8 protein-coding genes are annotated in these 10,800 nt (G+C 72.6%); 4 read left to right on the top strand and 4 right to left on the bottom strand.

What is annotated here, in order from left to right; all coding sequences use genetic code 11:
* Nucleotides 1-120 precede the first annotated feature (120 nt).
* Complete coding sequence (locus ACFRQN_RS37305) at nucleotides 121-582, bottom strand: GNAT family N-acetyltransferase (RefSeq protein WP_380745001.1); 462 nt, start codon at nucleotides 580-582, stop codon at nucleotides 121-123.
* Nucleotides 583-681: 99 nt separating this feature from the next.
* A complete protein-coding gene (locus tag ACFRQN_RS37300) occupies nucleotides 682-1,473 on the bottom strand; it encodes a VOC family protein (RefSeq protein ID WP_049651145.1) in 792 nt (263 codons plus the stop codon).
* A gap of 191 nt (nucleotides 1,474-1,664) precedes the next feature.
* Between ACFRQN_RS37300 and ACFRQN_RS37295 the strand changes: the two genes are divergently transcribed.
* From ACFRQN_RS37295 to ACFRQN_RS37285, 3 genes are all read left to right on the top strand, one after another.
* Nucleotides 1,665-3,902, top strand: coding sequence for an ATP-dependent RecD-like DNA helicase (locus ACFRQN_RS37295; RefSeq protein WP_049651144.1), 2,238 nt, complete (start codon nucleotides 1,665-1,667; stop codon nucleotides 3,900-3,902).
* A gap of 225 nt (nucleotides 3,903-4,127) precedes the next feature.
* Entirely contained in the window at nucleotides 4,128-5,417 is a 1,290-nt protein-coding gene (locus tag ACFRQN_RS37290; protein ID WP_049651143.1) for a citrate synthase, read from the top strand.
* Between the two features lie 556 nt (nucleotides 5,418-5,973).
* On the top strand, nucleotides 5,974-6,693 hold the full coding sequence (locus tag ACFRQN_RS37285) for an SDR family NAD(P)-dependent oxidoreductase (RefSeq protein ID WP_049651142.1): 720 nt from the start codon (nucleotides 5,974-5,976) through the stop codon (nucleotides 6,691-6,693).
* Nucleotides 6,694-6,786: 93 nt separating this feature from the next.
* Here ACFRQN_RS37285 and ACFRQN_RS37280 read toward each other — a convergent pair whose 3' ends face one another.
* Both ACFRQN_RS37280 and ACFRQN_RS37275 read right to left on the bottom strand, forming a co-directional pair.
* Nucleotides 6,787-9,033, bottom strand: coding sequence for a heavy metal translocating P-type ATPase (locus ACFRQN_RS37280; protein WP_380744998.1), 2,247 nt, complete (start codon nucleotides 9,031-9,033; stop codon nucleotides 6,787-6,789).
* Between the two features lie 65 nt (nucleotides 9,034-9,098).
* Nucleotides 9,099-9,317: a heavy-metal-associated domain-containing protein gene (locus ACFRQN_RS37275; protein WP_049651134.1), complete on the bottom strand. Its 219-nt coding sequence runs from the start codon at nucleotides 9,315-9,317 to the stop codon at nucleotides 9,099-9,101.
* A 192-nt stretch (nucleotides 9,318-9,509) separates the two neighbouring features.
* On the opposite strand from ACFRQN_RS37275, the gene ACFRQN_RS37270 reads away from it, so the two are divergent.
* Nucleotides 9,510-10,682 carry a PP2C family protein-serine/threonine phosphatase gene (locus tag ACFRQN_RS37270; protein ID WP_053112039.1) on the top strand — a complete coding sequence of 391 codons (1,173 nt, stop codon included), beginning with the start codon at nucleotides 9,510-9,512 and terminating at the stop codon, nucleotides 10,680-10,682.
* Nucleotides 10,683-10,800 lie beyond the last annotated feature (118 nt).

The following is a 10,800-nucleotide window of genomic DNA, read 5'->3' as shown; positions in this document are numbered from 1 at the left end:
ATGGTACTGCAGGGGGGACCCTGTGGGAGAGTAGGACGCCGCCGAACAATTCTTCAGAAGAACCCCCATCCGGGTCCCGGATGGGGGTTCTTCGCGTTTTCCGGGCTTTTGAGCGCGTTCTCAGAGCTTGAGCTTGAACCCGACGTGCGAGGCCACGAATCCCAGCCGCTCGTAGAAGCGGTGTGCGTCCGTGCGCGTCGCGTCGGAGGTCAGCTGGACGAGGTCGGCGCCGAGTTCGCGGGAGCGGTCGACGGCCCACCGGATCAGTTCGGTGCCCAGGCCGCTGCCGCGTTCGTCGGCGTGGATGCGGACGCCCTCGATGATCGTGCGGGTGGCGCCGGCCCGGGAGAGGCCGGGGACGACGGTGAGTTGGAGGGTGCCGACGGTGCGGCCGGCCCGGTCGGCGACGATCAGGTGCTGGTGCGGGTCGCCGTCGATGCGGGCGAAGGCGGTGCGGTAGGGGGTGAGGTCGTCGGGGCTCTCGCGGGTGGCACCCAGCGGGTCGTCGGCGAGCATGGCCACGATCGCCGGCAGGTCGTCGGCGGTGGCCCGCCGGATCGTCAGAACAGCCGTTTCAGTCATGATCAGAGACTAGAGGCCCCTGTCTGCCGCACCGCGTCTTGTCTACGCCCGTAGCACCCCTTCCCGGGCCTTCTGAAGGGCCGTGGGACCCTTTCGGCGTCAGTCCCCGGGCTTGGCGCTGGTGATGACGGCGAAGACGGCGCCGTGCGGGTCGACCAGTTGGGCCAGGCGGCCGACGCCGTGCACGTCCATGGCCGGGATCCGTACGGTCGCGCCGAGGGTGTCGGCGATGGCGAGGCTGGCGTCGGCGTTGGGGACCTCGAAGTAGGGGAGCCAGTGCGAAGTGGTGCCGCGCGCGGTGTGTTCGGGGCCGAGCTGCATGATCCCGCCGTGGGCGTCGTCGCTGCCGCCGCCGGCCGGGGTGAGGACGGTGTACATCACCTCGCCGAGCGGGACGTCCTGCTCCTGCCAGTCGAAGACGGAGCGGTAGAAGGACTTGTCGAGTTCGGCGTCGACGCTGTAGCACTCGGCCCAGCAGAGGCTGCCCTCCTCGGTGACGACGTCCAGGCCGCGGGTGCCGTGCGGCTGCCAGACGGCGAAGTCGGCGCCGGTCGGGTCCGTGTAGGCGGCCATCCGGCCCGCGGTGAAGACGTCGAAGGGGGCGAACCGGACGCGGCCGCCGGCCTGTTCGACCAACGCGGTGGTGCGGTCGGCGTCCTCGGTGGCGAAGTAGAGCGTCCAGCCGGGCGGCGTGCCCTCCTCGGCGAGCGGGCCCAGGGCGGCGACGGTCCGGCCGTCGAGCTGGAAGAAGCCGTAGCCGCCGGCCTCGGGGCCGGCCGAGTCGAAGGTCCAGCCGAACAGCGCGGTGTAGAAGTCGACGGACGCGCGGGTGTCGGGGCTGCTCAGGTCGAGCCAGTCCGGGGAACCGGGGCGGAAGTCGGTGTTGAGCATGGCGGCACTGCTCCTCGGACGGGGCCCGGGCGGGCGCGGTCGACGGCGGTCCCCCTCGGTCCCTCCCAGCCTGGCACCTCGGCCGGGGCGGTGCACGGCAGCGGCCGCCGCACCGGCGGGGGCGGGGTGTCGGGGCGGGGCGGTACGGTGCGTAGCGGAATCGTCCACCCGTACCGGTCGAAGGGGGTCCGGTGAGCAAGCAGGCGGCGCAGTCCGGGCAGCAGGTGCCGCGCCAGCTCGCGCAGGTCGAGGGCGTGCTGGAGCGGATCACCTACGCCAACGAGGAGACCGGCTACACGGTGGCCCGGGTGGACACCGGCCGGGGCGCGAACGACCTGCTGACGGTGGTGGGCGCGCTGCTGGGGGCGCAGGTCGGCGAGTCGCTGCGGCTGCACGGGCGGTGGGGCTCGCACCCGCAGTACGGGCGGCAGTTCACGGTGGAGAACTACACCACGGTGCTGCCCGCCACGATCCAGGGGATCCAGCGGTACCTGGGCTCGGGGCTGATCAAGGGGATCGGGCCGCGGTTCGCCGAGCGGATCGTGGAGCGCTTCGGGGCGGACACCCTGGAGGTGATCGAGAACGAGCCGGGCCGGCTGATCGAGGTGCCGGGGCTGGGGCCCAAGCGGACCAAGAAGATCGCCGCGGCCTGGGAGGAGCAGAAGGCCATCAAGGAGGTGATGGTCTTCCTGCAGGGGGTCGGGGTGTCCACCTCGTTGGCTGTGCGAATCTACAAGCAGTACGGCGACGGTTCGATCGGGGTGGTGCGGAACGAGCCGTACCGGCTGGCCTCGGACGTGTGGGGCATCGGCTTCCTGACGGCGGACCGGATCGCCCAGGCGGTGGGGATCCCGCACGACAGCCCGGAGCGGGTGAAGGCCGGCCTGCAGTACGCGCTGTCGCAGAGCACCGACCAGGGGCACTGCTTCCTGCCGGAGGAGCGGCTGATCGCGGACGGCGTGAAGCTGTTGCAGGTGGACGTCGGGCTGGTGATCGACTGCCTGGCGGAGCTGGTGGCGGCCGAGGGCGTGGTGCGCGAGGCGGTCCCGGGGGAGGGCGGCGAGCCGGTCACCGCGGTGTACCTGGTGCCGTTCCACCGGGCGGAGATCTCGCTGGCCAACCAGCTGGTGCGGCTGCTGCGTTCGGACGCGGACCGGATGCCGTGGTTCGGGAACGTGGACTGGCCGGTGGCCCTGGACTGGCTGGCGAAGCGGACCGGGGCCGAACTGGCGCCGGAGCAGGAGGAGTCGGTCCGGCTGGCGCTGACCGAGAAGGTCGCGGTGCTGACGGGCGGTCCGGGCTGCGGCAAGTCGTTCACGGTGAAGTCGATCGTGACGCTGGCGCTGGCGAAGCGGGCCAAGGTGGTGCTGGCGGCGCCGACCGGCCGGGCGGCGAAGCGGCTGGCGGAGCTGACCGGGGTGGAGGCCTCGACGGTGCACCGGCTGCTGGAGCTGAAGCCGGGCGGGGACGCCGCGTACGACCGGGACCGGCCGCTGGACGCGGACCTGGTGGTCGTCGACGAGGCCTCGATGCTGGACCTGATCCTGGCCAACAAGCTGGTCAAGGCGGTGCCGCCGGGCGCGCACCTGCTGTTCGTGGGGGATGTGGACCAGCTGCCCTCGGTGGGCGCCGGGGAGGTGCTGCGGGACCTGCTGGCGGAGGGCGGGCCGATCCCGTCGGTGCGGCTGACCAGGATCTTCCGGCAGGCGCAGCAGTCCGGCGTGGTGACCAACGCGCACCGGATCAACGAGGGCAGGCCGCCGCTGACGGACGGCCTGGCGGACTTCTTCCTGTTCGCCGAGGACGACGCGGAGCGGGCGGCCGGGCTCACGGTGGACGTGGTGGCGCGCCGGATCCCGCAGAAGTTCGGCTTCGACCCGCGCCGGGACGTGCAGGTGCTGGCGCCGATGCACCGCGGCCCGGCCGGCGCGGGGAACCTGAACACCCTGCTCCAGGCGGCGGTGACGCCGGCCCGGGAGGGGCTGGCCGAACGCCGGTTCGGCGGCCGGACGTTCCGGGTGGGGGACAAGGTCACCCAGATCCGCAACAACTACGACAAGGGGCGGAACGGCGTCTTCAACGGCACAGTGGGAGTGGTGACCGCTCTGAGCGTGGACGACCAGCGGCTGACGGTGCTCACCGACGAGGACGAGGAGGTGGCGTACGACTTCGACGAACTGGACGAGCTGGCCCACGCGTACGCGGTGACGATCCACCGCTCGCAGGGGAGCGAGTACCCGGTCGTGGTGATTCCGGTCACCATGTCCGCTTGGACGATGCTCCAGCGGAACCTGCTCTACACCGCTGTGACCAGGGCACGGAAACTCGTGGTGCTGGTGGGGTCACGCAAGGCGATCGGACAGGCCGTCCGGGCCGTCAGTGCAGGTCGGAGGCATACCGGACTCGACCATCGGCTCGCAGCTGGATGATTATCCAACGGGATGGTTGCCTCTAATGTTCTCTTGACGTGAAGAGATTTACGGCAGAGCCTAGGGTGGTGCCGATCTTGTCCGGTTCGTACCGGCTGCGGCAGCAGGTTTTGTAGGGGCGGGCCCTTTCGGGCCACCCCGGGTGCGCGACTGTCCTCCGGATGGGGGATGGTAGAGACAGTCAGGGCACCTTGGAAGAGGATTCATTTCGTCGGTGAGGAAGACGTGAGCGACAACTCGGTAGTACTGCGGTACCAGGACGGCGAGTACGAGTACCCCGTCGTCGAGAGCACTGCGGGCAACGCCGGCTTCGACATCTCGAAGCTGCTCCCGCAGACCGGCCTGGTCACCCTGGACAACGGCTTCGGTAACACCGCCGCGTACAAGTCCGCGATCACCTTCGTGGACGGCGACAACGGCATCCTGCGGTACCGCGGCTACCCGATCGAGCAGCTCGCCTCCGATGGCGGGTTCATCGAGACCGCGTACCTCCTGATCAACGGCGAGCTGCCCAACGCGGACCAGCTGGCCGAGTTCAACCGCGAGATCACCCAGCACACCCTGCTGCACGAGGACGTCAAGCGCTTCTTCCAGGGCTTCCCGCGGGACGCCCACCCGATGGCCATGCTGTCCTCGGTCGTCGGCGCGCTGTCCACGTTCTACCCGGAGAGCCACAACCCGTTCGACGCGGCCCAGCGCCACCTGTCGACGGTCCGCCTGCTCGCCAAGCTGCCGACGATCGCCGCGTACGCGTACAAGAAGGCGATGGGCCAGCCCTTCGTCTACCCGCGCAACGACCTGAGCTACGTCGAGAACTTCCTGCGGATGACCTTCGCCGTCCCCGCCGAGGACTACGAGCTCAACCCGGTCGTCGTCAACGCGCTGGACAAGCTGCTCATCCTGCACGCGGACCACGAGCAGAACTGCTCGACCTCCACCGTGCGCCTGGTCGGCTCCAGCCACGCCAACCTGTTCGCCTCGATCTCGGCCGGCATCTCGGCCCTGTGGGGCCCGCTGCACGGCGGCGCCAACCAGGCCGTGCTGGAGATGCTGGAGAGCATCCAGAAGGACGGCGGCGACGTCGACGCCTTCATCACGAAGGTGAAGAACAAGGAAGCCGGCGTCAAGCTGATGGGCTTCGGCCACCGGGTCTACAAGGCGTTCGACCCGCGTGCCGCCCAGGTCAAGCTGCTCGCGCACGAGGTCCTCGGCCAGCTCGGCAAGAGCGACGAGCTGCTGGACATCGCGCTCAAGCTGGAGGAGCACGCCCTCAAGGACGACTTCTTCATCTCGCGCAAGCTGTACCCGAACGTGGACTTCTACACCGGCCTGATCTACCGCGCCATGGGCTTCCCGACCAGCATGTTCACCGTGCTGTTCGCCCTCGGCCGGCTGCCGGGCTGGATCGCCCACTGGCACGAGATGATCAACGACCCGACCAGCCGGATCGGCCGTCCGCGCCAGATCTACACCGGCACCGCGATCCGCGACTACGTCCCGCTGGACGCCCGCTGACCGCAGCGGCGCCGACCACCGGCCCGCACGGAAGCTGAGAGGGGCCCGACCGCGAGAGCGGCCGGGCCCCTTCGCGTCCCGGTGGCGCGCCCGAGGGCCCGCGCGGGGACGGAACCGTACGGCGCACGACTCCGGGGTCGGCCGCAGCCGGGGACGGCCGCTCAAAGCGTCCCAGGCCCGCCAGAACCCCGGCGTCGTGCGCGAAGGCCGTCAGGGTCGACGACCGTCCCGGGGCCCGCCGGAGCCCCGTCGGCGACAGCCCGCTGGAAGCGCGGGGACACGTTGCCGTTCAGCGTGTCCCCGCCCACCGGAAAAACTGCCGCACTACCAACCTAAGACGTATCAGGGTGCGAGAAGTTACGCCCGGGGGGTGTGAGCTGCCTCTCGCCACGCTCCGTGTGCGCGTCGTACCACGCTCATATCACACCTTCGCTCGCGCCGGACGTCACCCTCCCCGCAGTCACGGCAACCGAGCGTGATAGGAATCGTGGCATTCCGGTACGGACCGTCGCGCACATTCGCCGCGCGACGGCGGAACTGGGGAGGGAGTGCGCAGATGGCCAGGAACGTCGTCGTCACCGGCGGTGGCACGGGAATCGGGTACGAGGTCGCGCGGCGGTTCGTCGAGGCCGGCGACCACGTGGTGATCGTGGGCCGCCGCCGGGAGGTCCTGGAGAAGGCCGCGGCCGGACTCGGGCCGAACGTCACCCCGCTGGTGTGCGACCTCGCCGACCCGGACGCCGTCGAGGCCGCGCTCGCCGACCTGCCCGAGCGGATCGACGTCCTGGTCAACAACGCCGGCAGCCGCGAGACCGTGGTCGGCGGCGGGCCGCACGCCCTGCTGGCGCGCTGGCGCGGCGACTTCGAGCGCAACGTGCTGACCGTGGTGCTGCTCACCGAGTCGGTCCGCGACCGGCTCACCCCGGGCTCCGGCCGGGTGGTCACCATCAGCTCCATCGCCGCCCTGCGCGGGGCCGGCTCGTTCGGCGCGGCGAAGGCCTCGCTGCACGCCTGGAACCACTTCCTGGCCGCCCAGTTGGGCACCTCGGGCATCACCGCCAACATCGTCGCGCCGGGCACCGTCGCGGGCACCGAGTTCTTCGGGCCGCGGCTGGACGAGGCCGAGGTCGCCCGCCGGGCCGCCCGCACCCTGCTCGGGCGGATCGGCGAGACCGGCGAGGTGGCGGCGGCGGTGTACTTCCTGGCCTCGCCCGAGGCCGGGTTCATCACCGGCGAGATCCTGCACTGCAACGGCGGCGAGCTGCTGGGGCGTTGAGGCCCGGCCCCGAACGTCCCGAACGCCCCGGGGCACCCCGTACGCGTCGAGGCCCCGGACCGACACCGGTCCGGGGCCTTCGCGTCGGCCGGCTCAGGCGGGCCGGAAGCGGCGCAGCCGCAGGCTGTTGGTGACCACGAAGACCGAGGAGAAGGCCATCGCGGCCCCCGCGACCATCGGGTTGAGCAGGCCGGCGGCGGCCAGCGGGATCGCCGCCACGTTGTAGCCGAAGGCCCAGAACAGGTTGCCCTTGATGGTGGCCAGGGTGCGGCGGGAGAGCCGGATCGCGTCGGCCGCCGAGCGGAGGTCGCCGCGGACCAGGGTGAGGTCGCCGGCCTCGATGGCGGCGTCGGTACCGGTGCCCATCGCCAGGCCGAGGTCGGCCTGGGCGAGCGCGGCCGCGTCGTTGACGCCGTCGCCGACCATCGCGACGACCTTGCCCTCGGCCTGCAGCCGCTTGACGGTGGCGACCTTCTCCTCGGGGAGCACCTCGGCGAGCACGTGCTCCGGCGCGATGCCGACCTCGGCGGCGACGGCCTCGGCCACCGCCCGGTTGTCGCCGGTGAGCAGCACCGGGGTCAGGCCGAGCGCGCGCAGCCTGCCGACGGCCTCGGCACTGGTCGGCCTGACCGCGTCGGCGACCTCCAGCACGGCCCGGGCCTCGCCGTCCCAGCCGACCGCGATCGCGGTGCGGCCGGCCGCCTCGGCGGCGGCCTTGGCGCGGGCCAGGGAGGGCGGCAGGTGCTGCGCGCGGTCGGCCAGCAGGGCCTCGCGCCCGGCGACCACCGCGCGCCCCGCCACGACCCCCTCCACGCCCCGCCCGGGCACGCTGCGGAAGTCCGCGACGGCGGGCAGGGCGCCGGCCTCGGCGGCGGCCTCGGCGACCGCCCGGGCGACCGGGTGCTCGGAGGCGTGCTCGACGGCGCCCGCCAGGCGCAGCGCCTCGGCCCGGTCCACGCCCTCCGCGGTGTGCACGGCGACCAGGGCCATCCGGCCGGTGGTGACGGTGCCGGTCTTGTCCAGGACGACGGTGTCCACCGTGCGGGTGGTCTCCAGCACCTCGGGGCCCTTGATCAGGATGCCCAGCTGGGCGCCGCGGCCGGTGCCGACCATGAGCGCGGTCGGGGTGGCCAGGCCCAGGGCGCACGGGCAGGCGATGATCAGCACGGCGACGGCCGCGGTGAAGGCCTCGGTGGAGCTGTCGGTGGCCAGCAGCCAGACCACCAGGGTGGCCAGGGCGATCAGGATGACGGCCGGGACGAAGACCGCGGAGATCCGGTCGGCCAGCCGCTGGGCGGCGGCCTTGCCGTTCTGGGCCTCCTCGACCAGCCGGGCCATCCGGGCCAGCCGGGTGTCCGCGCCGACCCGGGTGGCCTCGACCACCAGCCGGCCGCCCGCGTTGACGGTGGCGCCGGTGACGGCGTCGCCGACGGTGACCTCGACCGGGACGGACTCGCCGGTCAGCATCGAGGCGTCCACCGCCGAGGCGCCCTCGACCACCGTGCCGTCGGTGGCGATCTTCTCGCCGGGGCGGACCACGAAGCGGGTGCCGACCGTCAGCCGGTCCACCGGCAGCCGTACCTCGCGTCCCCGCTCCAGGACCGCGACGTCCTTGGCGCCGAGGTCGAGCAGGGCGTGCAGCGCGGCGCCGGCCCGGCGCTTGGAGCGGGCCTCCAGGTAGCGGCCGAGCAGGATCAGCACGGTGACGGCGGCGGCGGTCTCCAGGTAGAGCGTGGCCGAGGCGTCGGTGTCGCCGACCGAGAGCGAGAAGTCGTGGTGCGTCCCGGGCCGGCCGGCGTGGCCGCCGAACAGCGCCCAGCAGGACCAGCCGAAGGCGGCCAGGGTGCCGAGCGAGACCAGGGTGTCCATGGTGGCGGCGCCGTGCCGGAGGTTGGTCCAGGCGGCGCGGTGGAAGGGCAGGCCGCCGTAGACCACGACCGGGCCGGTGAGCGCGAAGGCCAGCCACTGCCAGTCGGTGAACTGGAGGGCCGGGACCATCGACAGCAGCACCACCGGGACGGCGAGGACGGCGCTGGTCAGCAGCCGGTCGCGCAGGGGGTCGGCGGGCTCGGGCCGGGCGGAGCGTTCGGGCGCGGCCGGGGGCGGGGGGAGCTCGGCGGTGTAGCCGGTGCGCTCGACGGTGGCGATCAGGTCCTCGACCGTGGTGCCGGGGCCGAAGTCGACCCGGGCCCTCTCGGTGGCGAAGTTGACGGTGGCCTCGACGCCGTCCATCCGGTTGAGCTTCTTCTCGATCCGGGCCGCGCAGGAGGCGCAGGTCATCCCGCCGATCGACAGCTCGACCCGGTCCCGGGCCCCGAGGTCCGGGGTGGACGTGCTCATGCGGATCAGCTCCTCGGTGCGGGTGGCCGGCGGGGCGCCGCGGCGGCCCCGCCGTGCCGGGTGGTTCAGGCGCTGCGGCCGACCAGCTCGTAGCCGGCCTCGTCGATCGCGGCGCGCACCTGCTCGTCGTCCAACGGGGCGGCGGAGGAGATCGTCACGGTCCCGGCCGTGGCGTCGGCGGCAACCCCGGTGACCCCGGCCAGGGCGGAGACCTCCTCGCTGATCGCCTTCTCGCAGTGGCCGCAGCTCATGCCGGACACGGTGTAGGTGATGGTGCTGGACATCGGGGGCCTCCGGGAGGTCCGGGCGGCCCGGGTGTTCGCCCGGGGCGCGGCGCTGGCAACGACTCTTGTGACAACACCATACCCCTCCAGGGTATTCCGGGAGTGGTGGGGGTGGGGCGCCCGGATCGCCCGGGAACGCCGGGGGCCAGGGCCGGTCGGGCTTCCGCGGTGATCGTCCCTTATGTTCGGTATGTGTTTCCGCTCCGCCGCGCCCAGTCTCCCTCGGCTCCCACGGCAGCCGGACTGCCGCCGGACCGGCAGCGCGGCGCCCTGCTCGCCGCCGACCTCCAGGACGTGCCCTTCTGGCGGCGCGCCACCCCGGCGCTGATCGCCGTCCTGCTCGTCGGGCTCGCGGACTTCCTCTCCGGCAAGGACCGCTACCTGGCCCCGCTGATGACCGTGGTGCCGACCGTCGCGGCACTGACCCTGAAGCCCCGCGAACTGCTGCTGGTCTGCTCGCTCGGGCTGCTCACGGTGTTCGGGCTCAGCCACCACGACGAGGTCGACAACATCAACGACGCCCGCTTCCTGTACGGGGCGATGGTCAGCTACGTCGTCCTGACGCTGTTCTCGGCCTGGGTCGCCAAGATCCGGATGCGGCGCGCGGCGGCCTTCGCGGCCGTCAGCTCCGTCGCCGAAGCCGCCCAGCGGGCGCTGCTGCAGCTGCCCGGGCCGACCGTCGGGCCGCTGCGGCTCGCGGTGCGGTACGTGTCGGCGGCGGACGCCTCACGGATCGGCGGGGACCTGTACTCCGTACTGGAGACGCCGCACGGCACCCGGGTCGCGGTTGGGGACGTCCGGGGCAAGGGACTGGCCGCCGTCCAGACCGCGGCCGTGGTGCTGGGCGCCTTCCGCGAGGCGGCGTACGACGAGGCCGGACTGCGGGGCGTCGCGGCGCGGATCGAGGCCAGTGTCGAACGGCACGTGCCGGACGGGGAGTTCACCACGGCGCTGTTCGCGGAGTTCCGTACGCCCGGGGCGATGGAGCTGCTGCAGTACGGGCACGTGCCGCCGATCCGGGTGGACCACGAGGGGCGGGCGCACGTGCTGGACGCGCCCGACCCGTGGGTGCCGCTGGGCCTCGGCCGGCTGGCGGCGGGGGAGCCGACCACCTGGGCCCAGCCGTTCGGGGCGGAGGACGTGCTGGTGCTCTGCACGGACGGGGTGATCGAGGCGCGGCACCGGACGAGCGGCGAGTTCTACCCGCTGGCCGAGCGGGTCGGGCCGCTGGTGCGGGGGGCCGCGCGCTCGGAGGGGGAGCTGGAGACGGCGGTCGGGCGGGTGTACGCGGACCTGCTGGCGCACACGGGTGGGGAGTTGCGGGACGACGCGTTGTTGCTGCTGATCGTGCGGACGGATGGGTGAGGGGGCTCTGCGGGGGTCTTCTGTGGGGGTGGGCTTTCGGGAGGGTGGGGGGCCGGGGGTGGCTCCGGGGGTGGCCGCTCCGGGGGCTGGATGATTTTCAGACTGCCAACCCTGGAGG

The organism is Kitasatospora sp. NPDC056800 (assembly GCF_042789775.1).
GTDB lineage: Bacteria > Actinomycetota > Actinomycetes > Streptomycetales > Streptomycetaceae > Kitasatospora.
The sequence above is the reverse complement of the archived record's forward strand: the minus strand, read 5'-3'. Positions and strand labels throughout refer to the sequence as shown.

What these genes read in the sequence shown, in the direction of transcription:
- ACFRQN_RS37305 (WP_380745001.1), bottom strand. Translation starts at nt 582, where the DNA reads ATGACTGAAACGGCTGTTCTGACGATCCGGCGGGCCACCGCCGACGAC.
- ACFRQN_RS37300 (WP_049651145.1), bottom strand. Translation starts at nt 1,473, where the DNA reads ATGCTCAACACCGACTTCCGCCCCGGTTCCCCGGACTGGCTCGACCTG.
- ACFRQN_RS37285 (WP_049651142.1), top strand. Translation starts at nt 5,974, where the DNA reads ATGGCCAGGAACGTCGTCGTCACCGGCGGTGGCACGGGAATCGGGTAC.
- ACFRQN_RS37280 (WP_380744998.1), bottom strand. Translation starts at nt 9,033, where the DNA reads ATGAGCACGTCCACCCCGGACCTCGGGGCCCGGGACCGGGTCGAGCTG.
- ACFRQN_RS37275 (WP_049651134.1), bottom strand. Translation starts at nt 9,317, where the DNA reads ATGTCCAGCACCATCACCTACACCGTGTCCGGCATGAGCTGCGGCCAC.